Below are 24,005 nucleotides of genomic sequence, written 5' to 3' on the forward strand. Positions count from 1 at the left end.
TGACTAAAAAAGCCTGACTAAATGCTAATAATATTAATATCTAAAAAACTAACTAAAACTTAGTCACTTACGCGAAAAAGGCTTGAACCATCAATTTTGGTCGCTTGACCATTTTCATAGCTGCCGAGATACTTACAGGGTACTATAGTATTGTAAACTTCATCATTATCTACACGATATAAAATCTTGCCAGATAAATCATAAACGTATTCCCCATCAAATGTCCCTGTGTGATTGCCTTTGGCATCATAAACTTGCTTATACATTCTTACTCCTAGTCAATCTGAAAAAATGGGGAAAATTCGTGGTTTCCGGTTTTTTCACTATACCCATAAAATCACTACAACGTGCGGGAAAAAACTCAAAATTAGTTGATGTTAATCGTCTTGAAAGCAATCAAACTGGCTTAGGTAAAAGCGAGAAATAGACCAGTGGTAATGCGACTTAAAGATAAAGATGCGCAATTATTCGCTCGTTATCTGTGCGAGAGCAAAAATCTGGCTTGTACGTTTTACATATGTTGGGGTTTTGTTCTTAGACGATGTTATCCCGATCACCATTCTTTCTTAATGTAGCAATATGACAGATAATTTGCTATCAATACAGAAAGTATAAAAGTTTTGCGATTCGTTGGCAGAAAAACGCGTAAATCGCGCTTTACTAACTCGTTATAAACCAAGGAGGAGTTGTGGCGCACGTTGCAAAGAAAAAAGCTAAGAGAAAGCCAGTTACAATTTATTCGAAGATACTTAATTCTCTAGAAAACAAAGATTATAAATATCGGACTTTGCAAGGTATTGCAAAAGAGACCGGGTTATCTGAGGCTCAAATCATAGCAATTATACAAAAGCATTCTGACGAGATTGTACAACTCCATAGAACAGATAGAGCTGGACATCGCTTATTCAGCACAAGAAAAAAATACAGAAAAACAGCTGGTGTTTCGTAAGCGATCATTTTAGACCGTCTTTTCCCTGCGGTGCTACTCCGTAAAATAGCCTCCGTAGATTTTACTAACGGAGACTTTACTGATGGCAACAAAAAGACGTACACGTGAGCAATGGCAGGAATTGGTTGATAAGCAAGCAGAAAGCGAGCTGACAGTCAGTGAATTTTGTGCACAGCATGCGTTAACAGTATCAAATTTTTATCTGTGGCGTAAAAAGCTGAGCGATGATAGTCAACAGTTTGCGCAGCAGGATAACTGGCTTGCTTTTGATATGCCAGCGAGCGGGAACCAGAGTGCAGGCTCTACCTGGGAGATTGAACTGGTATTACCCGGTGGTGTGGTGCTGCGGATGAACCGAGCCGCCTGATGTTACCCTTATCTAATGGGCGTATTTGGTTGTACACCGGCAATGCCGATATGCGCAAACAGTTTGATGGGTTGGCAGCGCTGGTACAGAGCAAGTTGGGCATGCAGGCGCATTGTGGTGACTGGTTTGTGTTTATCAATAAACGCCGCACCCAGCTAAAGGTATTGTATTACCATCAGGGCGGTTATTGTTTGTGGAGCAAACGCCTAGAAAGAGGTACCTTCGCCAAAGTCACTGACGGCACAGCAAAAACACCATTAAACAGCGCTCAGTTACAGTGTTTGATTGATGGGATTTACTGGCAAAAAGACAAACAAAACAGGCGATTTAATTAACTGATTTTGTTATAATTTAGCCCATGAAAACACGCTCTATTAGTCACCTTTCACCGTCTGAAATTGAGGCTGCCTTTGCTCGTCAAGCCGATGAAATTGCGCAACTCAAGCAGCAACTCGACTGGCTTAAACGTCAGTTGTTCGGGCGTAAGTCTGAAAAGGTGTTAGCGGATAATCCGGCGCAGAGCAGTTTGTTTGATGAGGGGGAAACCCTCACCTTACCGGCAGAAACAAAACCGGTGAAGGCACATACTCGTTCCTCACAAAAGCAACGTCGCGACTCGGATTTGAATGATGAAGGCCTGCGTTTTGATGAGACAGTGCCGCAACAGATTATTGATATACCTGCGCCAGAATTACAGGGGGCGGATGCCGACCAGTATGAATTAGTGGATACCAAAGAAACCTGTCGCTTAGCACAACAGCCTGGCAGTTATGTGGTATTGAGATTCCGTCGACAGGTCGTGCGTCATAAAACCACGCAAACCATTAAGGATACCCCAGCGCCAGGCAATGTGCTGGAAGGCTGTTACTGCGATGTCTCACTGCTCGCCGGACTGATGGTTGATAAAGCGGTGTATCACTTACCGCTTCACCGCCAACATCAACGGATGCTGGATAGCGGTATTACCCTTAGCCGGGCCACCTTAATCAACTGGATACAAAAAGGCATTGAGCTGCTTCGACCCATCGCCAAAGCCCAGTGGCAACACATTCTGCAAAGTAAAATACTGGCCATGGATGAAGTACCCATTAAAGCAGGTCGCACTAAAGGCGCTGGCCGAAAACCCGGACACATGAAACAAACCTACTTCTGGCCCCTGTACGGTGACAGTGATGAAGTGGCGTTTACCTGGAGCCACAGCCGGGGCATGTTGCATGCCCAAGCACAGTTACAGGACTTTACCGGTACCTTGCTCACCGATGGCTATGCCGCTTACACCAAAACGGTAGCGCAGATAAACCAACAAGAACAACAGATTGTGCACGCAGCCTGTTGGGTACACATGCGCAGGGGCTTTGAAAAAGCCCTCGACAGTGAGCCGCACACCGCGCAGCAGGCACTGGATATCATCGCCACGCTTTACCGGCATGAAAAACACATCAGGCATAAACAATTAGACCTGGCCGATATCCATGCTTACCGGCAACAACACAGCGAGCCACTCGTTACCGACTTCTTCCGGTGGGTCTATCGACAGCGACAACGCACTGATTTACTGCCCAAATCTCCCTTCGCCAAGGCACTCCATTATGCGCATGAGCGAGAAAGCCAACTCAAAGTGTTCCTGGGTAACCCCGCCTTACCCATGGATACCAATCATCTTGAGCGGGCACTGCGTGTTATTCCCATGGGGAGAAAAAACTATTTGTTCTGCTGGTCTGAACTTGGCGCTGAACAACTGGGCATACTGCAAAGCCTGATGGTGACTTGCCGACTGCAAGGCGTTAATCCCTACCATTATCTGGTGGATGTATTACAACGCGTGGCATTACATCCGGCCAGGGACGTAATCGACCTTACGCCGCGGCTCTGGAAACAAAAATACAATCAAAACAGGTTAGTCAGCGATGTCAAAATACTCACTTCCCAACACTAAAATCTCAGCCACAATTATGGAGTTCGGTAAAGGAGTGTTAAATGCACTCCCTGCTGATTACAGCCAGTCAGAAATGGAAGATGCTATGCTGACGATAATAACCGTGTGGAATGCCATCGTACTGGACACTTGGCACAACACAGACAAAAATGAAAAAATGGTGCTTGATGCACTCTCTCAAGCGCCTAAAGAAGGACAACTTCAAGTAAAACGATTGATAAAAAGAAAGAAGACCAAGTTTAGCGATGATATCCGCGCGGTTGGAGATCACTGGATAAGAGAAGAGCAAGGGGACTTTATCTTCGGCTGTGAAGCACGGTTAGATATAGAACGCATCTCCTTAAACGAAGATAGCCTCAAACACTAAACGAATCACAACGGTCTATATTGATCGCTTACGGTGTTTCTGAGAGGTTTATGGGGGCTTTACTTAATCGTGTCTACTGAAATTACTCTTCTAGGGTTTGGTATTGCTAAGGATACTTTCATTAACTTAGCCGGTTTGTTTGGTGGTTTTTTCCCTTTTATTGTTGATCTTATACAACGACAGAATATAGAGATATCGAAACGAACTGACCTGTGTAAATTATTCTATTTTGTTAAGCTTGTAATCCTGCCTACCTGTGCATTAATAATTACAGCATTCGCAACGAGCTCTGGAAACGTAACAACTTGGATCGCGGCATTGTACTTAGGTGCCACTTTCCCAGTATTTGCACAAAAAGCAGTATCAATGAAACCCCCAGGAATGGACACCAAAGTGGGTGCTTAACTTTTCACCCGTTAGCTAACTTTTAATCACCGCTTTAGGTGGCGTCGAGCGTCTACTTGTCTTAAACAGACTCCCGCTTTCGCGGTAGCGATGACCTGAAATTCGCTCAAATAAAATCCTCCAAAGCAAGAAGATCACCGATTAGCTGCAGAACGAGTCAATGTAAAAAAGTGAAAATAGTTGCTGTTCACAGAAACCTCTGATAATCAGAGTAGTTGCGGTAATAAACAAAAATAACTCCATATTAATACGACTTAACAGTGATTAATTAACTATTCCAGTAATAACGTTTGCTACATGAACAGTTTTAATTAACTTCTCTAAGCAGCATGTGCTGTTTTTGTTTGCTGGGCATAAACAGTACCCTATTGTCTTTGAGAGATTCAGGATATTTGCCCAAACCTGTCGCTAGTATGACTTGATAATCTTTGCCATATTCATCGAGCTCCTCGAACTTACTAATACAATTTATCAAATTCTTTAACTCTATACCGGCTGTTTCAGGCGTATCTATCATCAAAAATTTCGGGAAAGACACATCGTCATTTTTAAGTGACAAGTGCATGAGTGTAAGGTAATACATAAGACGAATAGAAACCCTAGAGCTTGCTTCCCTGTATTCTCCTTCGTTGATAGATGGTAAGTAATCCTCAAGCTTAATTCGGGCTGACCTGCATTCCGGCAGGGTATCCACAACCAAACGATTATAGATATTACTAAACTCTTTAACTTTGTCAGTAATATCTAACTGTGCTTTAACTTCAAGCCCTTTTCTGTACAATTCTGCTTTCTTGGCACTATCTCGCTTCGCATCATAATCATCTTGCAGCGATTTCAGCTTTGTTTCAATTTCCAGAAGTTGATATAAGTTGTTGATCTCTTCCCTTACATCGAGGATTCTATCGTCAATATCGTTCAAGCTCTCTATATCAACCTTTTGGTCAATTTTATTGAGGTTTGCCTCTAATTGACTACGTAATTCTTGAATTTTATTCTCAAGAACGGATATTGATTTTTTGACTTCTGTTATTTCTTCATTACATCCATTATATGCCAATTTTATTGTCTTCAAAGTTTTGATTTTAGCTCTTAATATCTCTTTATATTCTTGAGATGTATAGAAGAAACGTTCATAACGTTCTTCTTCAACAGGAGAGCCACAAACACAGTGACCTTCAGCTCTCTCAACTTTTCCAAGGCAATAGGGGCAAGTGTCAGCAGTGAACAAATTAAGCTGATCATGGGAGAAAATAACTTTTTGAATTTGGCTTATTTCTCTTTGCGTTTCAGTGAGAATTGACTCTAAATCTTGCCTTTCATTCAAAAGACTAATGAGCTTTTCCTTCCTTGAACTTAAAGACAACTCGTTGGTGATTATTTGGCTTTTAGTAGCTTCTATCGCTGGAGCAATAGTACTGTCTTTAGACCTATTGTTCTTAAACGCCAATCTAGCAGCGTGTAACTTTTCGAGCCGAGCCTCTTGGTTTTTGATTTCAGCGTTTAGGAAGCTTGTGTTCTTTTTTAACTCATCACTCTTACGCATCTTATCTGCAATAAGGCTGTATTCGTCAACCAGGCTTTTTGCTATGGATTTTTCCTTTGCTAGGCGCTTCTCATTTACTATTGCATCGTAATAATCCGAGTAGGACTTTCCAATTAGAAGTTCAAAGATCGCCTTACGAAGTACTTCTGAGTCCGCAACGAGAGCAGACTTATTATCTAGCTTTTTGTAAATGTTCTCCGGATCGGGTTGCTGATCATGGTAGATTAACCTGAGAAGGTTATTAAAATTCACTTTAAAGTTTGAATAACCATGGAAAAGCTCTACAACTGCGATACCCAACTGGTCGAGTATCCAATCTGAAAAGATGTGATCATTTTTAACGTTTCTGTTTACTTTGAGGTTGAGAGTATTTTCAGTATCAAGATTTAATGTTTTTTCTGGTTCGGCTTTATCATTTAGTTTCTTCAATTCGATCGTGTAAGGTGTGATAGTGATATCGTTATCACCAATGTAACGCCTTAGCACAAAGCTATTACGCGATATTGTGACAAAAAGGTCTACATAATTATCAAGGTCTGAAGTTATTTGTAAGTGCTTCACGTCAGAACTTTTATCAAAGCTCTGAACCTCACCGCCAAGACCATAATAAATCAAATTGAATAATGTACTTTTCCCAGTGCCATTGTCGCCCTCAATAACTACTATATTTTTATTGAACTCTTGGGATTCAAAGTGATACTTCTGGCCTGAGTAGACAACTTTATTTATCCTTAGATACCCCATGTGCTAACTCCGTTTTTTGTGTAGATATTGTCTAGCATGGTTTCCAGTTTTAAGGTTTTAAGGCGGCGAACAGACTTTCTCAATATTGAAATATTTTCATATTCCTTTGAAAAAACCTCACGATTAAAAAAGCTTTTTGGTATCACATTTTTTTTAAGGAAAAGATTGATAGAGTCTTGTGAACTTCCTCTTTCAAGTTCAATAAATCCTCTTTTCTCTAGTGTAAAGAGTATTTTTAAGACTTCGCTTCGACGCATTAGCCCACTGGAGTAACTGTTAAAGAGAATCTCAGTATCAGTCGGATTTAGAGGGGCTTCACTTGAATTTTCAATGATATAAATAAGTTTTTCACTAGAAACTATATTTACCAGGAATGCTAGCTTTCTGTAATCTTTGAAGCTTGATTTTTCGTCACAATCGAGCCCGTCAAGGATTATAAATATTGAGTAACAGAAAAGATAGAAATCTTCACCCGATAGATACATTAATCGTTTTTTAACGTGGTTACTTGTCATTTTCTCTCTCATCAAACGCTAAAAAGCATGTATCGAATAGGTCTAGAACTATCCCTTCTATCAACTTTTTGTTAGAAAGAGAATAATGATAATCCTTTTTTAATTCATCAATACTTTCTACTGACTCGTTAAATAAATCAGAAAATAAACTATCCACTTCATTAACAGTTAGGTTTGGCTTTCGATCATTTTCGAAGAAGTAATCATTGCAAGCTTCGAAAACTCTATATTTAAGGGAAAGAACAGTCTTGTTAGAGTCAGACTGTTCTTTCTTTGATCTACATGCCTTTCTCGCTAGGTGTTGAAATTTATTTTTGGGGTAGTCTTTTGCAACAGCCTCTATCTTATCAATTAAGCTACGTTTATCCGTGATTTCAAGCTGAAGCCTTTCAAGTTCTTGCCAAACTGGATCCATGACGAGGCCTGGTAGTTCTGATTCAGCTTGCTTAAAAATTAACTTTACATCTGAACTGTGAACTAGCTTTTCAACAAGATTTGTTTTGTTTTGCTTTTCATCAAGCTTTTCCATTAAAAGCGAGAAAATTATTTCTTCTTTATTTGCGTGGTTTACATTGTGAAGAGGCGAAGTCTTTATTAAATCTAGAACAGTCTTTTTTAGGCTGATTTCGTCGTCTTGACCAAATTTCCATGTAATCCTGCCTAAAAACGTTCTTAATTGTGAAATACTTTGTTGATTTAGAGTTTGCAGGTGTCCCCTATTATCTTGGTTTGGGTATTGCCGCTCATACTCTTCCTTTAATACTTCGTGAATGGCCGTCACAACTATGTCTTTCAAGTCTTTTTTTGAAGCTAGTAGTTCCAATAGAGGCTCGTCAGGCAACTCAATGGTTACGCCATTGTCTAGTGTATGTTTTCTCTCTTTACCAACACCTGTGGTTGTATAAAACCCCAAGTAGACATGTTCACTATTCTTTAATTGGTTAGCGTAGATGTCGAAAAAGCTTACTAAAGTATTTTTTACGGCAGGGCTGTGTATTGTGAACTTCCCATCTGCAGCGTAATTTTTATCTTCTTCATAGTAATTTTTTTGGCTGTTATCTTCGACATGCCAATGGGAGACATCTTCTACATTTTCTATTGCAGTATAAAAAACGGAGTCAGTATCTTTATTTATACTTTTAAGCATTAGCTCAATTGCTCTAACTTTTTGCAGTCGAAAACCTTTGGTTTTGTCTGAAGCTTCCCTGTTAATTGATACTGAAGTCACTAAACTTAAATCCTTTCTACGACCAAAAATAAATTATTTCAGAACAATTGCGATTACGAAAGCATACTACAATGCGCTGTGACTGTTCCAGTGAACGCAAGTTTGCTTTAAGTTGTAATTCATTTCCAGCTAGAGTTACATTTCGTCACCGACTTGCTGCCCCAGTCAGTTATGCTATTTGCTTTATTCTTTCGAGGAGTAGCGCCTCACTGGGTTCTAATGACTGCAAATTTTCACCTCAAGGCACGAAACTTCAAAAGTAAGACAATTAACAATACATCCTTGTATGACGTATCGAGCTAGGGTTTGTTTACTATCAGATTACAGAATCTCTAGACACAAAAAAACCGACTCGAGGTCGATTATTGTTTTGTTGCGTTTTTATGGATGGTACCAGAGGCCGGACTTGAACCGGCACACCCTCGCGGGCGGTGGATTTTGAATCCGATGCATTTACTAACGAGCAAACAGTAAGAATAAAAAAGCCCTCGCATTTCTGCAAGGGCTTGAATGATGGTGCCTCGACCCGGGATCGAACCAGGGACACGCGGATTTTCAATCCGCTGCTCTACCAACTGAGCTATCGAGGCACTTAAACTGTGCTATGTAAGCTTTATAAAAAACTTTGCAAAACTTTGCAAGCTTTGCAAGCTTTATCGAAGTGCTTACTAACTTTAAAACTATTGCTCTAAAAGCTTTCTTGGTAAATCTGATTGGAAGTGCTTGCACTTTTCAATCCGCTGCTCTACCAACTGAGCTATCGAGGCTGAAACTTGTTAGCGTTCTAGGCGTTTACTGCCTGTCCTGCTGTGGGTGCGTATTAAACGGTTTTCGCCTTCACAAGTCAACCGTTTTTCTCGCTTTTTTTTGCGCTTTTATTACTGTTTGCGCATTGTTTGCTCAAAAAACGCTTTTTTGCTTATTTTTCAGGCGGAACGTAGCCTTCAATCGTAGGCTCTACGTCGTCAAACAAGTATGCCGACATTTTTTCTTCTAAAAACTTACGGGCATTCGGCTCCATCATATTCAACTTGTGTTCGTTAATTAGCATGGTTTGCTTTTTTTGCCATTCAGCCCATGCCTCTTTAGAAATGTTGTCGAAAATACGCTTACCCAGCTCCCCCGGGTAAAGTTGGAAATCTAAGCCGTCAGCTTCTTTTTGAAGCTTGCGACAAAATACCGTTCTTGCCATGTTATTTCCTTTCGTTCGCTATCTGCTTAGCAAAAAATATTGCGTTGGGCTTAGAACGCCTAACGCATTAACTGCTGAATAATCTTGGTTGTAGGTGCCGCCAAACCAACTTCAATAGGCTCGTTCAACGAAAACCAACGAAATGCCGTTTCGGCTACGCGCTTTGATGGAGCAGAGTTTACCACGGCCACTACTGGGGTGATATCTAAATGAAAATGGCTAAAGGTATGACGGAACCCTTCAAGCGTTCGGGTTTCGTCGACACTGATACCTCGCTTGGCAAACTGCTCAATCCCCTCTTCTATTGAAGACACCTCAATAAAACCATATAGGCCCCCCCAAAGCCCTGTTGAGGGCCGCTGCTCTAAATACACTTGGCTGTTAAACTGCGCCACCATCATATAGGTGGATTTCTCCGGTAGCGCCTTTTTCGGCTTCTTACCCGGGTAGTCGGCTTGCGCGCCTTGGGCGTAGGCAATACAGTCGGCTTGAAGCGGGCACTCATCACACTTTGGCTTGCTTCGCGTACAGATCATCGCGCCCAAGTCCATCATCACCTGCGTATAGTTGGCACAACGTCCGCCTTCTGAATTGGTAGGCGTGTTTTTCTCGGCCACTTCCCAAAGCTGATTCTCTACCTTTTTCTGTCCCGGCCACCCGCCGATTGCATAGTATCGGGCCAACACACGCTTCACGTTGCCATCTAATATAGGAAAGCGCATATTGCGAGACAGCGAAAGTATCGCCCCAGCGGTAGAGCGCCCTATGCCGGGCAAATCCATGACTTCTTCTAGACTATAGGGAAACTCGCCGTTGTACTTTTCTACCAGCGTATTCGCAGCTTTGTGAAGATTTCTTGCTCTTGCGTAGTAGCCAAGCCCAGTCCAATGATGAAGCACGTCGTCTTGAGAAGCCTTAGCCAAGTCGTGCACGGTGGGAAAAGACGCCATAAAGCGTTTAAAGTAGGGAATTACCGTGGTGACTTGAGTTTGCTGCAGCATTATTTCCGACACCCACACCTTATAAGGCGTAACGTCTTGTTGCCAAGGCAAATGCTTTCGCCCGTGTTTATCAAACCATGCGAGTGCTCGCTCTGCAAAGCTACCTGTATATTGTTGTTCTGTCATAATCGTCTGTATGGGCAGTTACTACCGCTTGGTCGTTTTCTACTTAGCGACCATTCATTAAAAAGCGCGCTATGGTAGCATGTAACTAGCCAGTTTATTGTTAAGGAGCACACGTGTCTGTGCAGCACCCTGTTTTATTTTTTCCCGGTACGCTCTGTGACGAGCGCGTATTTCTACCGCTTTGGCGCGAACTAAATATTGCACAACGTCGTTATGTACCGCTTCAATGGGCAGCATCGCTAGAAGAAATGCTGGCATTAAGTGAATATCGTATTCTTGATAACGAAAAAGTGCACCTTGTGGGTTATTCGATGGGCGGGTTTATAGCTGCATTAGTAGCACAGCGCAATCCTGCCAATATTGCTTCGCTAACCTTAATCGGTTACAACCCAGAAGGGTTATCAAAAGAAGAAATTGCAAAGCGTAAGCAGCTTACTACTATGCTTAAGCAAGGTAACTTTAAGCCCGACAACGACGCTTATCTTTCGCGATTTATCCACCCTTCCCGCTTAGCGGATGAAAACGTGGCTGGCGTTGTAAAATCGATGGCGCAGGATTTAGGTAAAACAACGTTACTCAACCACACGCTAGCAACCACACCACGAGAAAGTACCGTTAAAGCGCTCGCAAAGATCAATGCGTCAGTAACGTTTATTACTGCCCAGCAAGACGCCATTGCACCAGCAGAAACAATTAAGCAGCTAAAAAATGTACTACCCAAAGCGACGTTCCACACCATTAGTGACGCCGGGCATATGGTAGTACTTGAGAAAACTGACGCCGTAGCGTCTATTATTGCTAAACAAATTGGCGTATAAAATTACAGCATTTTTGCCACGATAGCGTTGCATAAGCCGTGGGTAAGTGGATAATGCGCCACCATAAAATTGGGTAAGAAAGGCATTGCAAATGAGGCAATTCAAAAGTCAGGCGGAAGCAGAAGCCGCTGGAGTATACGTAAGCAAGGTAAAAAGCTTCGTGAAACGCGAAGGTAGACTTACTAAAGCACAAGAAAAAGCGCTAGAAGATCACTGGCCAACCAAGGGCATTGACTACGCTGAAGCACCGTTATCGCTGTCAGAAATTTTTGGCCGAAGTGCGCCTGTTGTTGTAGAAATTGGCTTTGGTATGGGCAAGTCATTGGTTGAAATGGCCGCAAATGCACCTGAGAAAGACTTTATCGGCATTGAAGTTCACCGTCCAGGCGTTGGCGCATGCTTAGCTGAAGCAAGCGAACAAGGCGTCGAGAACTTGCGTGTAATGGACCATGATGCAGTAGAAGTGCTTAAGAATATGATCCCAGACGGTTCGTTGTCTCGCCTACAACTATTTTTCCCAGATCCTTGGCACAAGAAGCGTCACCACAAACGCCGTATTGTTCAACCTGAATTTGTTGAGCTGGTTCGCACCAAATTAGCTATTGGCGGTTGTTTTCATATGGCGACGGATTGGGAGCAATATGCTGAGCACATGTTAGACGTTATGATCAATGCCGACAGTTACACCAATACTGCAACTGACGGCGACTATGTACCTCGTCCAGACTACCGCCCAATTACCAAGTTTGAAACCCGTGGCCAAAAACTAGGTCATGGCGTTTGGGATCTAATTTTCGAGCGTACTAAGTAATGATTTTATCTCCTCAAAGCCAACTGTTAGAACGTAATATCGCGCTTTTCGACGAAGGTCAGTGGGCATTTATCAACCCTTCTGATGCGTATTTTCTGGACGGTCTTAAATCGCAAGAAGTCACGGTAATTCACCAGTATTTCGATATTTTTTCAGAGTGCGTAAGAGTCGTACCCTCGGTATCGTTTGATAGCCGAGATATTACGCGCACAGGTTTTGAGGTGACGCAAAAAGTCGGAAATCATACTCATATATTTACGCCTTTCGTTGCACTAGAGAAATCTCACACTGACGTGATGATTTTCTTACCCAAAGCAAAAACCCATTTTCAGATGCTATTGCGAATGGCAGCCAGCATGGTGGGCCAAAATGGTCGTATTCACGTGGTGGGTGAAAATAAGGGCGGTATAAAGAGTGCTGCTAAGTTGATGGACCAATACGGACCAACCCAAAAGGTTGATTCTGCTCGCCACTGCAGTCTTATTACCGTTTTAGTTGAAGAGCCACATCTTGCCTTTGAACCGGATGCATGGCTCGATATGAATACTTATCACGTTGAGGGCACGGCTTGGCAAGTGGCCTCTATGCCTGGCGTATTCAGCTACAAAGAACTGGATGCGGGAACTGAGCTTTTACTAGAAAAACTCTCAACGTCACTGAGTGGTGAAATTCTGGATTTCGCATGCGGCGCTGGCGTGATTGCCAGTTATATAATGCTTAAGTATCCGCATTTGAAGCTTCATCTTACTGATGTTAGCGCACTTGCAGTTTACTGTAGTGCACTCACCCTAGCAGACAACGGATTATCAGCAACACTCTATGCTGCAGATGGATTGCACGGTTTTACCCAAAAAGTACAGCATATTGTCACCAACCCGCCATTTCATACTGGCATTAAAACTGACTACACCATCACTAAGCGCTTTATTTCTGACGCTAAAGCAAGCTTAAGTCGTGGCGGCACTATGCAGATGGTGGCAAACCGATTCTTACCCTACCCAGGTTTGCTCGCTGAGCACTTCCAAACGGTCTATACCACAGCACAAACGTCGCAATTTTCTGTTTATCAAGCGGCTTTGTGATTAAAAAAACCATTAGCTTGTGCTAATTTAGCTTTTCTACCTGTTGCTCATGCCATTGCGTACTCCACGCAATGGCATACGGCGCTTTTTCCGTACACTATATTTAAGCATTACAAGTGCACTGCACGTTACGCTCTGGGGGATCACCTGTGAATATTGTATTTGCTATTTCAGAAGTTGAAGAATTGGTAAAAACCGGCGGCCTTGCAGACGTTGGAAAAGCACTCCCACTCGCGCTTGATACCTTGGGCGAAAGCATCACCATTGTTATGCCTTATTACCAAGTACTGGCTGAACAGTTGAACTTACCAACTGTAACCGAGCAACAAACCCTGTTTACTGAAGGTCAGGTGTACCATTTTGATATTCGCTACATGCAATGGCACGGCATTCCTATTTACTTTGTAGACTCGCCTGAATACTTTATGCGTGAAGGGCTATACGCCAACGCATTTGAGGCCTATGAAGACAATGGTGAGCGCTTTAGCTTTTTCAGTGGCGCCGTACTTCAAACGCTAAAAGCTATTGATAAAAAGCCTGACATTATTCACTGTCACGACTGGCATGCGGCCATGCTGCCGTTTTTACTTACCCACGACAAATCTGGGTATTTTGACGGTACTAAAACCATATTCACTATTCATAACGCGGCTTTTCAAGGCGTGCATAAGCTTGAGAGCATTCCCTTTCTTCGCCATCATCCAAACATTCTGGCGCAAGTGCACGGCGGTTACATCAATATGCTGCAAAGCGGAATTGAGTTTGCCACGAAAGTGACAACCGTAAGCCCTAACTATGCGAGCGAGTTACTTACTGACCTGGGTAGTCATGGCCTGCACGAGCGGCTTGTAAATCGTCAAGCCGACTTAAGCGGTATTCTTAACGGATGTGACTACACGCAGTGGAACCCCGAGACAGATACATTCCTACCTGAGAATTACAGTGTAGAGAATCTTCATCCAAAGACCGCATGTAAACGAGCATTACAGGAGAAGTCGGGATTACCTGAGAATGGCAACGTACCGCTTATTGGAATGGTGTGCCGGCTGACTGAACAAAAAGGCTTTGGCTACATACTGCCCATCTTGGACGATTTAATTAAGCACAATGTTCAAATGGTAATTGTGGGCACGGGCGACCCTAAAGTGTGTATGGACCTTGGCGAATTCGCTCAACAACACCCTGACCAATTCGCGTTTATAAATGGGTTTAGTTCCGAACATGCCCATTTGGTAGAAGCCGGCGCTGATTTCTTCCTAATGCCTTCTCAGTTTGAGCCGTGCGGATTGAACCAGATGTACAGCTTAGCTTATGGAACCATCCCCATCGTACGTTCGGTAGGCGGACTCAAAGACACGGTTATCGATTACAGCAACGATAGCGAAGGTACGGGTTTTGTGTTTGATGATCCTACGCCACATGCACTGCTATCTTGTATTCGTCGAGCTCTGCTGGCGTTCTACGAAGATGCCGGAAAATTCAGGGCGATGCAGCAACGTGGAATGCGAACGCGATTCACATGGGAAGCAGCGGCGAAGAATTACCAGCAACTATACGTTTCAAACCTCAACTAAAGGGCTTTGCGTACATTAATTATTGTTTATGGGCGTCTTCCTTTTTGCGCATTTTTGCGCCACTATGAATATATGGAAGACGCGAATGGACAATACGCAAAACGGATATGACGGATAAAGTAGTCAAGCTTACGATTAAAAGCCTTTTCATTTGGGTGGTAATGTCAATTACTACGTTTTCGCTTGCAGTGTTATCCAGTCTTGCCGTCTACACGCAAATTAAAACCTACCGTCATGAACTTGAGTCTAACGCACTCATGTTGGCCAAGTTGGTCGCAAGCAGCTCAGCTATGTATCTTTATGACGAAACGCCAGAGCGTATTGAACTTGCCCTAAGTAACCTTGCTGCCGCCGACCATGTTTTAAATGCCCATGTTTACAAAGCGCAAAGCGGTAACCTAGAGCCCCAGATTTTCGCCTCTTATAACAAGGAAGGCCAGTTATTGTTAGGAGGCAAGGAAAATCAACTGGCGTCCATGTTTATGACACCTCAATTGGCCGACAATGGTCAATACCTTGAATTAAGTGCAAAAGTCTTCGACACTGAGACGAACATTCAGTTGGGCTGGATATATTTACGAATTTCCTCAGAGAATTTTAACCAGCTTGTTGGAAAGTCGATTTGGCTTAATTTGGCAGTAGCCTTGGCGCTTTTGGCTATTAGCTTTTACTTTGCAGTGCGTATGCAACGTATTGTAACTGGCCCCGTTGAAGACATTGCTAACTTCTTGCAGCGTACTTCACGACAACGTGATTATTCAGCCCGTGCCAGCGGCTCCACTATTAGAGAACTCGATATCTTGGCTGACGCCGTGAATGTGATGCTGTTTCGCATGCAAGAGTACATGCAAAAGCAACGACAGGCGGAGGAGCAACATAGAAAGCTCAATGCCAGCTTAGAAGATATGGTAAGTCACCGAACCACCGCCCTTAAGGATGCAAACCAGGAACTTATTCAAACGTTAGAAAAGCTACATCAGTTTCAGCGTCAAATTGTACAGAATGAAAAGATGGCCTCGCTTGGTGATATGGTTGCGGGCGTTGCGCACGAGGTAAATACTCCGATAGGTTTAGGCGTTACTGCGTCGACAATGATGCTAGACAGGTTAGCGGTTATTCAAAAAGACTTTGAAAATAAAACGCTGAAAGCCAGTGCAATGAAACGCTTTTTGGATGAAAGTAACGAAAACCTCAACATAATTTACCGCAATTTGAACAGAGCTGCCGAACTTATTAGCAGTTTTAAGCAGGTTGCTGTAGATCAAACCTCAGAATCTAGTCGAAGTTTTTGCGTTGTACAGCTAGTTAATGAGATACTATTGTCATTGCAGCCTCGACTCAAAAAATTAAAACACAACATCAACGTAGATTGCGACCCTACCCTTAGCGTTGAAACGAAGGCTGGCCCAATAAATCAAATCTTGATTAATTTAATCATGAATTCGGTTATTCATGGGTTTGAAACCATGGATGAAGGCACAATTGATATTCGTGCCGAAATGGTGAGTAGCAATAAGCTCAAGCTTGTTTATACCGATAACGGAAAAGGCATTTCCCCAGAGATTCGCAAACGGATATTTGATCCCTTTGTCACCACGAAGCGTGGGCAAGGTGGTTCCGGATTGGGAATGCACTTGGTATACAACTTAGTAACGCAAGCCCTTAATGGTTCAATATCGATCACCAGTGAGGAAGGCAACGGCGTAGAATTTGTAATTATCTTCCCCGTTGTTAATGCGAAAACGTCAGAATAGTTGTATAAAGTATGAACTTTTCTTGATTTTTATTGGCTAACCCCAATACCTTAACAGTAAGAATATTCACAAGTTGCTTGCAATCAAGTACATGAATATTAAAATTTAACCAGTTAGTTGCTTAAATCGTATTTTAGAAAGAGTGTAGAACACCATGCAGACGCCAAATGTGTTAATTGTTGAAGATGAGGTGGTAACCCGTACCACGCTTAAGAGTTTATTTGAAGCGGAAGGGTATAATGTGTTTGAGGCCGAGAACGGTGATCAAATGCATGATTTCTTCGAGAATCACGCTATCAATTTGGTTATCATGGACATTAACCTACCGGGGAAAAATGGCCTTATCTTGGCACGTGAAGTACGTGACCGTAAAAACGTCGGGCTTATCTTCCTAACGGGTCGTGATAACGACGTTGACCGTATTCTAGGTCTTGAAATTGGCGCAGACGATTATCTGACTAAGCCTTTCAACCCTCGTGAATTGACTATTCGCGCGCGCAACTTACTGTCTCGTACTACAAACTCTTCAGAAGACGACGATTTACCAAGCCGTGTAAGCTTCAACGGTTGGACGCTTGACGGTGATAGCCGTTCACTGATTTCGCCTAGCGGGAAAGAGTTCCGTCTACCACGCAGTGAATTCCGCGCTCTTCACCTTTTCCTAAGCAATCCAGGTAAGATCCTTACCCGTGAGCAGCTAATTATGGAAATGACGGGGCGTGAACTTCGTCCGAATGACCGTACGGTTGACGTAACGATTCGTCGTATTCGTAAGCACTTCGAATCAGATCCTTCAGATGAAGAATTGATTGTAACCATTCACGGTGAAGGTTACCGTTTCTGCGGTCAGGTTGACGGCTAAGACGTTGCCTGAACGAGTTTTGAATTAATGAAAAGCCGCTACTGTGTAGCGGCTTTTTTATATGTAAACACTTTATCCCAGTGACGGCATAACTAAGCTATGCCGCGAATTGTCATTTGAGATATCGAGTGCTAAATGATCGACTTCGCACTGAGGATTAGTTGTCAGCAGCGCTAAAGCAAACTGAGTAGCGGTATTGCTTCTCTTCCAACAAGAATGCTTTATGTGTACTTGGGCTCCATGAATCATCGCCGCCTACGCCCATGTGGGCATGATCTATGTACACAAACACACAATCTTGAGGTGTTAAATCACAGGTGTGTTTTGCCTCGTCTAGCTGTGCTTGTCCATATTCGCTCACGTTAAAATAGAACTGTCCTTTTGCTTTCAGGCCGCTAACCTCAAGTTGTGTACAGCCACAGCGCAAGCCGTTGTCCGTTGGGAATATGTAGCACGTTTGCATCTCTTCTATAGGTAAGGTGTAGCGACCATAACGCACTGCCGCTTTTCTGTCAGGATAGTTCTCAAATGGCCCTAGTCCTTGCCAGGTAATCGACGTTGGCTTATTGGCTACGGGTACCGCCGTTTGCATACCAATACGCGGCATAGGCGGTAAACCATCATCCAAAAGCACTTCAACGTCTACCGATAGCTTGGCCTGTACATTTATGGTGTAAACCCACTTTGTTGCCGCTACCAGCTTTCCTGAATGGTGATAATCAAATAACGATGTTGTACGCACGTCTTGCGCGCCCTGCTCAACATTTACACTTGTGCAAGTGCGTGTCCACTTGCCAATTCCAGCACGACGCCAGCGTGACTCCCACGCATTCGGGTCGGGATTATCAACTTCGCTTACCCCGATGTCGTTATCTAGCGGCGCTCTAAAGAAGTTATCTTCTAGCGGCGCGCTAAGTATTTCCTCCGCGCCTTGAAGCCACGAGGTTAATAGCCCGCTTTCACTACTAAAACTAAATACGTTGTTTAGCGCATGTACCAGCAACATCCCATCCTGAGCTTCAATTGATAGCTCACTAGTACCGTTTGCTATGTCGTTATCATTAAGAGAAAACGACACAATTCCAAGCTTGTTGACTAGCGCTAACTGGGCGGTGTCCATGACATGCCCTGCATGAGCCCACGGGCTATCTTTTGCTAATACTACGTCAATATTTAAGTGATAGTCGGCACCCGCTTTGAATGTAATATCTGGGGCCAGGCTGAGCGTTTGTGTTTGTTGCGGGGCAATGTCGATTTCACATTCGCCCTTTGCCTCAGCAATCGGTTTTCCGTTTTCTAGCAATTGCCAACGTAACAACTCATTGTCTGTACGTCTAAATAGGTAATCACTGCTTACGGTAAGCTCAAACTTGTTGTCTTTCTCAACCAACGAAAAGCTTAAGTGCTGCTGACAATATTTAGCTTCTAATAAGTGCGGATGTGGCGTTCTGTCTGGAAATAACAGACCGTTTATACAGAATTGTCTGTCGTTTTCAGTATCGCCGAAGTCTCCGCCGTAAGCCCAGTAAGCTTCGCCGCTATTAGTGTGTTTTACTAATCCTTGATCAACCCAGTCCCAAATAAAGCCACCTTGAAGGCGAGGATAAGCCTTAAACGCTTTCCAGTATTCATCAAAGCTACCCAAGCTATTACCCATAGCATGCGCATATTCGCATAGAATAACGGGGCGGTTTTCCCCCGGCATCGACAACCATTTTTTAATGGCCCACTTAGGCACGGCATCGTCTTTAATGTCGGTATCAACCCGAGCGTACATTGGTGCAATAATGTCGGTAGCCGTTGTATCAGCGCCGCCGCCTTCGTACTGTACAGGGCGCGATGGGTCAAATGACTTTGCCCAGCCATACATTGCATCGTGTGTAGGGCCGTGACCAGACTCATTCCCTAACGACCAAATAATGATGCTGGGGTGGTTTTTGTCGCGCTCGACCATTTGCGTGAAGCGTGCCATGTAGGCGCCGGCCCATAGCGGGTCGCGAGAAAGCCTTCCCATTGGGAACATACCGTGGGTTTCGATGTTGGCTTCATCTACCACATAAAGCCCGTATTCATCACAAAGCTCATACCAACGAGGGTGATTTGGATAATGAGCGGTACGCACGGCATTGAAGTTGTTTTGCTTTAACAACTTAATGTCTTCAAGCATGTCATTTTCATTGATTGCATGCCCTTTCGTCTGATGGTGTTCGTGACGGTTAACCCCACGAATTAGCACGGCTTTACCATTTACCAATAACTGGCCGCTTTTCATTTCAATGTTTCTAAAGCCAACGTTATAGGCCTCAACATCAACGGCGTTGCCATTCTCATCAATAAGTGAGACTACGATGCGGTACAGATTCGGTGTTTCAGCAGTCCAGTGTTTAGGTTCATTCACATGAAGCGTTTGAAAAACTACATCATCCCAACCGCCCTTTTCATCAATACGTTTATTGTTAGTGCCGGTAATGACTGGCTCTGTGACAGCGTTATCGCCATCAAAAAGCTGGATGCCCACTTTGTAAGTAGAAGGCGCATTGATGGCGGTACGTACGGTTACTGTTGCGTCGCGATAGCATGCGTCAAGGCTTGGCGTAACAAACACGTCCTGAATGTGATGCTGAGGTTTGGTGACTAGATTTACGTCGCGGAAGATACCGCTAAGCCACCACATGTCCTGATCTTCTAAGTAGCTGCCGTCTGACCATCGGATCACCATTACCGCTAGTCGGTTTTCACCTTCGACCAAGTAGCCAGACAAATCGAATTCAGCCGGTAGTCGACTGTCTTGGGAATAGCCTACATACTCGCCGTTGCACCACAAGTGAAACGCGCTATTTACCCCTTCAAAGACAATATGATTGCGCTGTTTTAACTCATCCTTGGTAACGTTGAATGTCGTACGGTAGCAACCCGTTGGATTCTCGCTGGGTACCACTGGAGGGTTCACCGCAAAGGGATATTTAACGTTACAGTAAATTGGTTTGTCGTGACCTTGCAGCTGCCAATTAGAAGGCACCGCAATAGGCTGCCAATTAGCAGACTCGTCATCACTTAATGTTTTAGAAAGCAGGCTTTCAGGTACGTTTGCTGGAGCTTCAAATAAACGGAAATCCCACCGACCGTTTAAACTACGTTTTTGCGCGTTGGTATTGTGCAATGCGTCTTTTAGCGTTTTATATCCGTGATGTGGGCTGTGGGCATTGATACGATTCCTCTGAAATACAACCGGGTTTTGCCAATCGTTTTGAGCTACTACTTGCGCAACATTAAGCATGTCATATCCTTTACTTTTTCGTTAAGCGCAATATAGCTAACTTTCATTAAATCCTTTATGCTCTAATCTTTCAAATATTTATCCAAAACTATCATTTCACATTTATGCAACTTAGCTTTAGAGACATTGTAGACATAGGCCCTAAGTGCTTTGAACGCTTTATTGATAGTAGTAATGCGCCTGAAATCAGCGACATAGAGATTGAACTAGCAGGATGCTCTAACTTATCAGGTAACTATACGGTAGGTCGCGTTTCGCCTCCTAACCACACCTTGTTTTACAGCATTCATGGACAAGGAAAATTTCGTGTCCCATCAGGCGAGATGCAATTAGATGAAGGACAGCTAATTATTTTACCCGCTGGACAAAGTTTTGAAGTCACAATAGTCAGTGAGCAATGGGATATAATTTGGGTAAACTTGGCAGACTCCGAACGCTGGACACCATTTAATAAGCGAAGTGCTGTGATAGTGGATAATGCCATGCTGGAAGGCCTGCATTATGCAATGGAACTTTTGTATTTAGAGCGTGACGTCGAGAATCGAAATTCGGCGATGCAAGTTGTCTCTCGCCACCTGTACCGTATTATTGATGCGCCTTTGAGTGACGTACATACTCACGATGAGAAAGAACGACGCCAAGTAAGCAGACTACACAGTCTCTTTTCTGCGGTTGAAAAACAGCTTCAGTTTGATTGGGATATGGAAAGCTTAAGTGAGAAAGCGCATTATTCTGCCCCTCACCTTCACAGGCTGTGCTTACAAGTGTTTGGGCGCAGTCCCAAACAGCACGTTATCCATTTGCGTATGACACGAGCCAAAAGCTTATTACTAAGCACGCAGTGGCCCGTATCTTATATCGCCAGTTATGTAGGCTACGCAAATGTATTTACGTTCTCGAAACGCTTTAAGAAGTCGACCGGGCTGTCTCCTTCAGCGTTTCGAGAAAGCGTAAACTAGCTGCCTGCTATCTTCATTTGGTCAATAAGCACAGAACCGGTCTGTACACTACCGCGCACATCTTTTTCAGCGCCAATTGCCACAATGCCTTTAAACATATCTTTCAGATTGCCAGCAATAGTTACCTCGTGAACTGGGTATTGGATGATGCCATTTTCAACCCAGTATCCCGCTGCGCCGCGCGAGTAATCGCCCGTCACACCGTTAACGCCCTGCCCCATCAGTTCGGTTACGAACAAACCTGTGCCCATTTCTTTAAGCAGGTCGGCGTCGCTGTGACCCGTATCACCTACTAGCCAGTTATGAATACCACCGGCATGGCCATTCGAGCGGGTGTTTAGCTTACGCGACGAGTAAGTGGTATAAAGATATGTAGCCAATTTACCCGCATCGACAATGGTCATGTCAGAACATGCCACACCTTCGTTGTCGAAGCTTGAGCTTGCCAGACCGCCTTTAATAAACGGACGCTCTTCAATATTAAGCCATTCTGGGAAAACTTGTTTACCCAAGCTATCTAGCAAGAAGCTAGAGCGACGATAAAGGCTACCACCGCTAATAGCTCCGACATAATGACCAAACAAGCTAGATGCGATGTCACGGTGTAAAAGCACAGGCACGTTTGCGGTGTTGATTTTACGAGCCCCCAAACGGTCTACAGTAGCTTTAGCGGCATCAATACCCACTGCACTTGCCGATTGCAGCAAAGACGCTTTACGACTTACTGTGTAAGCGTAATCGCGCTGCATATCGTTATCTTGTGCGCCAATAACCATACAGCTTAGTGAATAACGGCTGCTAGGATAACCTGCATTGATACCGTGCGTGTTGCCGTAAACGCGCATACCTAGATTTGCGTTATACGACGCGCCATCTGAATTTGTAATGCGCGAGTCGTAATTCATTGCCGCCGTTTCGGCTTCAATAGCAGTTTTAATGGCCTTTTCAGTATCTAATTCTTCAGGGTGATACAGGTCTAAATCAGGGAACTCGGTAGCAATAAGGTCGGCATCGGCCAAACCTGTACAAGGATCTTCACTGGTATAGCGAGCAATATCGACGGCTTTTTCCACCGCGAGTGTTAGCGCCGCTTTGCTCAGATCTGCGGTAGACGCACTCCCCTTTCGCTTGCCTACGTATACGCTTATACCTAAGCCGCCGTCGTTGGTAAATTCAACGTTTTCAACTTCTTGCATACGTGAAGAAACGGCGATGCCCTGCACTTTAGACATGCTGGCTTCGGCTTGTGTTGCGCCTTTAGAAAGGGCTAATTTCAGTACATCATCTACGACATTTTGAATGTCGGCTAACTGCTGCTCAATTTGCATAGTAAGTTTCGCTGTCTTAATTCGACTGTGATAGTTACAATTTAGCTAAAGTGTAACACTAATGAGTTTGAAATGAGTGATCAGAAATACAATTCTCCTGAAGATCCTTACTTCGAAGATGCGCAAGCAGATGAGTTCGAAGAGGAAGAATTAATCAGTAAAACTGAGCTGAAGCGTCAAGCTAAAGAACTTCACAAGCTAGGTGAAACCTTGGTTAACCTAACCGATGCTCACATAGCGACGATCCCTATGGATGAAGAGCTTGCTGACGCCGTAGCTATTGCCCGCAAAGTGAATAAGAAAAAAGACGGTTACCGCCGTCAACTTCAGTTTATCGGCAAAGCTTTACGTCATAGAGATACCGCCCCTATTGAAGAGGCGTTGGCTAAAATTACACATCAGCATCAGGCGAGCAATGCGGCCTTTCATGCACTAGAAAAAGCCCGTGAAGCCGTGATTGAACAGGGCGACCCCGCTATTCAAAAGCTGATTGAAGCGCATCCTGAACTGGACCGCCAAAAGCTGCGCCAATTTCATCGCCAAGTTAAAAAAGAGCGTGAAAAAAATGCGCCGCCTAAAGCATTCAGAGAGCTGTTTCAGTATTTGAAAGACGTTATTCATGAGGATTAACGGTCTGCAATTAAAGTAATCTCAACATCACAGTTTCGTTCACCAGCCAAAGGGGGATAGTGTGAAAATATTTTCTAACCCTAACGCAACACTGAAAAGCAAGTACGGTCAGTATCAAATTGCTGTGCTTGGTAGCGTTGTTGGCGTGTCGGCTGAAGGTATTGCCGATGGTTCAGCCATTGAGCGTTACGCACGCGACATGATGGATGTGATTAACAGTTTTGGTGGGAATCACTGGGCATTTTTAGGTTTTTTGCATGGTTCTGCCCTTCTCACTAAAGCAGGTGAGACAGAACTGCAGCGTTCAATAGAGTGGCGTGCGAAGCACGGAATGGCGCTTGGCGCGCTAGTTATTGGCGATACCACGGTGCAGCCTATTGTAAGAGCGCAATTTCAGAGAATTTACGACAATGCAGGCCTTGAGCTAGGTATTTTTACCAACGAAGAAGATGCTATTGAGTGGTTGAATGAAAAAGGATTTGAAAGTTAGCCACTACTTATCCCAGTTCGCACACAAAAAAGGTTGGTGCCTAGGCC

General features: G+C 43.8%; 23 protein-coding genes and 1 tRNA gene. 15 read left to right on the forward strand and 9 right to left on the reverse strand.

The annotated features are described in order from the left end of the window. Positions 1–59: 59 nt before the first annotated feature. Positions 60–266, reverse strand: coding sequence for a 4-fold beta flower protein (locus ACFI6J_RS17280; RefSeq protein ID WP_156085781.1), 207 nt, complete (start codon positions 264–266; stop codon positions 60–62). Between the two features lie 422 nt (positions 267–688). Here ACFI6J_RS17280 and ACFI6J_RS17285 point away from each other — a divergent pair, with 422 nt between their 5' ends. The 6 genes from ACFI6J_RS17285 to ACFI6J_RS17310 all read left to right on the forward strand — a co-directional run bounded on the left by ACFI6J_RS17285 (position 689) and on the right by ACFI6J_RS17310 (position 4,024). Then, positions 689–949 carry a hypothetical protein gene (locus ACFI6J_RS17285; RefSeq protein WP_462558343.1) on the forward strand — a complete coding sequence of 87 codons (261 nt, stop codon included), beginning with the start codon at positions 689–691 and terminating at the stop codon, positions 947–949. A gap of 82 nt (positions 950–1,031) precedes the next feature. Then, the gene (tnpA, locus tag ACFI6J_RS17290) at positions 1,032–1,316 is read left to right on the forward strand and encodes an IS66 family insertion sequence element accessory protein TnpA (protein WP_061486061.1); all 285 of its coding nucleotides are present in this window, start codon (positions 1,032–1,034) and stop codon (positions 1,314–1,316) included. Next, positions 1,316–1,651, forward strand: a complete 336-nt coding sequence (gene tnpB, locus ACFI6J_RS17295) for an IS66 family insertion sequence element accessory protein TnpB (protein WP_012518757.1) — start codon at positions 1,316–1,318, stop codon at positions 1,649–1,651. Before tnpA ends, tnpB begins: the two co-directional genes overlap by 1 nt. 23 nt (positions 1,652–1,674) lie before the next feature. Beyond that, on the forward strand, positions 1,675–3,252 hold the full coding sequence (tnpC, locus tag ACFI6J_RS17300) for an IS66 family transposase (RefSeq protein WP_061486062.1): 1,578 nt from the start codon (positions 1,675–1,677) through the stop codon (positions 3,250–3,252). Further along, a complete protein-coding gene (locus ACFI6J_RS17305) occupies positions 3,224–3,619 on the forward strand; it encodes a hypothetical protein (protein ID WP_015066045.1) in 396 nt (131 codons plus the stop codon). Before tnpC ends, ACFI6J_RS17305 begins: the two co-directional genes overlap by 29 nt. Before the next feature lie 69 nt (positions 3,620–3,688). Next, positions 3,689–4,024: a hypothetical protein gene (locus ACFI6J_RS17310; protein ID WP_061439117.1), complete on the forward strand. Its 336-nt coding sequence runs from the start codon at positions 3,689–3,691 to the stop codon at positions 4,022–4,024. A gap of 307 nt (positions 4,025–4,331) precedes the next feature. On the opposite strand, the gene ACFI6J_RS17315 is transcribed toward ACFI6J_RS17310, so the two are convergent. From ACFI6J_RS17315 to mutY, 6 genes are all read right to left on the reverse strand, one after another. After that, positions 4,332–6,311, reverse strand: coding sequence for an AAA family ATPase (locus tag ACFI6J_RS17315; protein ID WP_156085780.1), 1,980 nt, complete (start codon positions 6,309–6,311; stop codon positions 4,332–4,334). Further along, positions 6,299–6,826, reverse strand: coding sequence for a hypothetical protein (locus tag ACFI6J_RS17320; protein ID WP_061439114.1), 528 nt, complete (start codon positions 6,824–6,826; stop codon positions 6,299–6,301). The genes ACFI6J_RS17315 and ACFI6J_RS17320 overlap by 13 nt, the downstream gene beginning before the upstream one ends. Then, positions 6,816–8,054 carry a hypothetical protein gene (locus ACFI6J_RS17325; protein ID WP_197044376.1) on the reverse strand — a complete coding sequence of 413 codons (1,239 nt, stop codon included), beginning with the start codon at positions 8,052–8,054 and terminating at the stop codon, positions 6,816–6,818. The genes ACFI6J_RS17320 and ACFI6J_RS17325 overlap by 11 nt, the downstream gene beginning before the upstream one ends. 514 nt (positions 8,055–8,568) lie before the next feature. Continuing rightward, a tRNA-Phe gene (locus ACFI6J_RS17330) sits at positions 8,569–8,644 on the reverse strand. Positions 8,645–8,973: 329 nt separating this feature from the next. Further along, positions 8,974–9,246 (reverse strand): oxidative damage protection protein, encoded by a 273-nt coding sequence (locus ACFI6J_RS17335; protein WP_014947929.1) that lies wholly within the window; start codon positions 9,244–9,246, stop codon positions 8,974–8,976. A gap of 59 nt (positions 9,247–9,305) precedes the next feature. Then, positions 9,306–10,373, reverse strand: coding sequence for an A/G-specific adenine glycosylase (gene mutY, locus ACFI6J_RS17340; protein WP_156085779.1), 1,068 nt, complete (start codon positions 10,371–10,373; stop codon positions 9,306–9,308). A gap of 113 nt (positions 10,374–10,486) precedes the next feature. Here mutY and ACFI6J_RS17345 point away from each other — a divergent pair, with 113 nt between their 5' ends. From ACFI6J_RS17345 to arcA, 6 genes are all read left to right on the forward strand, one after another. Beyond that, positions 10,487–11,191 carry an alpha/beta fold hydrolase gene (locus ACFI6J_RS17345; protein ID WP_156085778.1) on the forward strand — a complete coding sequence of 235 codons (705 nt, stop codon included), beginning with the start codon at positions 10,487–10,489 and terminating at the stop codon, positions 11,189–11,191. Between the two features lie 91 nt (positions 11,192–11,282). After that, entirely contained in the window at positions 11,283–12,002 is a 720-nt protein-coding gene (trmB, locus tag ACFI6J_RS17350) for a tRNA (guanosine(46)-N7)-methyltransferase TrmB (protein WP_156085777.1), read from the forward strand. Further along, positions 12,002–13,084, forward strand: a complete 1,083-nt coding sequence (locus tag ACFI6J_RS17355; RefSeq protein WP_014947925.1) for a methyltransferase — start codon at positions 12,002–12,004, stop codon at positions 13,082–13,084. The genes trmB and ACFI6J_RS17355 overlap by 1 nt, the downstream gene beginning before the upstream one ends. A 149-nt stretch (positions 13,085–13,233) precedes the next feature. Then, entirely contained in the window at positions 13,234–14,658 is a 1,425-nt protein-coding gene (gene glgA, locus ACFI6J_RS17360; protein WP_462586286.1) for a glycogen synthase GlgA, read from the forward strand. A gap of 107 nt (positions 14,659–14,765) precedes the next feature. Then, positions 14,766–16,412: a sensor histidine kinase gene (locus ACFI6J_RS17365; RefSeq protein ID WP_039236941.1), complete on the forward strand. Its 1,647-nt coding sequence runs from the start codon at positions 14,766–14,768 to the stop codon at positions 16,410–16,412. 154 nt (positions 16,413–16,566) lie between these two features. Next, on the forward strand, positions 16,567–17,274 hold the full coding sequence (arcA, locus tag ACFI6J_RS17370; RefSeq protein WP_014947922.1) for a two-component system response regulator ArcA: 708 nt from the start codon (positions 16,567–16,569) through the stop codon (positions 17,272–17,274). Positions 17,275–17,431: 157 nt separating this feature from the next. Here the strand turns inward: arcA and ACFI6J_RS17375 are convergent, their stop codons facing one another. Beyond that, positions 17,432–20,551 (reverse strand): beta-galactosidase, encoded by a 3,120-nt coding sequence (locus ACFI6J_RS17375; protein ID WP_156085776.1) that lies wholly within the window; start codon positions 20,549–20,551, stop codon positions 17,432–17,434. A 104-nt stretch (positions 20,552–20,655) separates the two neighbouring features. Here ACFI6J_RS17375 and ACFI6J_RS17380 point away from each other — a divergent pair, with 104 nt between their 5' ends. Further along, on the forward strand, positions 20,656–21,510 hold the full coding sequence (locus tag ACFI6J_RS17380) for an AraC family transcriptional regulator (RefSeq protein WP_156085775.1): 855 nt from the start codon (positions 20,656–20,658) through the stop codon (positions 21,508–21,510). Here the strand turns inward: ACFI6J_RS17380 and pmbA are convergent. After that, positions 21,507–22,838 (reverse strand): metalloprotease PmbA, encoded by a 1,332-nt coding sequence (gene pmbA / locus ACFI6J_RS17385; protein WP_039236933.1) that lies wholly within the window; start codon positions 22,836–22,838, stop codon positions 21,507–21,509. The genes ACFI6J_RS17380 and pmbA overlap by 4 nt on opposite strands. A gap of 72 nt (positions 22,839–22,910) precedes the next feature. On the opposite strand from pmbA, the gene yjgA reads away from it, so the two are divergent. Next, positions 22,911–23,468: a ribosome biogenesis factor YjgA gene (gene yjgA / locus ACFI6J_RS17390; protein ID WP_014975398.1), complete on the forward strand. Its 558-nt coding sequence runs from the start codon at positions 22,911–22,913 to the stop codon at positions 23,466–23,468. A 61-nt stretch (positions 23,469–23,529) separates the two neighbouring features. After that, positions 23,530–23,958, forward strand: coding sequence for a hypothetical protein (locus ACFI6J_RS17395; RefSeq protein WP_348670411.1), 429 nt, complete (start codon positions 23,530–23,532; stop codon positions 23,956–23,958). Positions 23,959–24,005 lie beyond the last annotated feature (47 nt).

This window comes from Alteromonas sp. G4i13 (genome assembly GCF_054960505.1).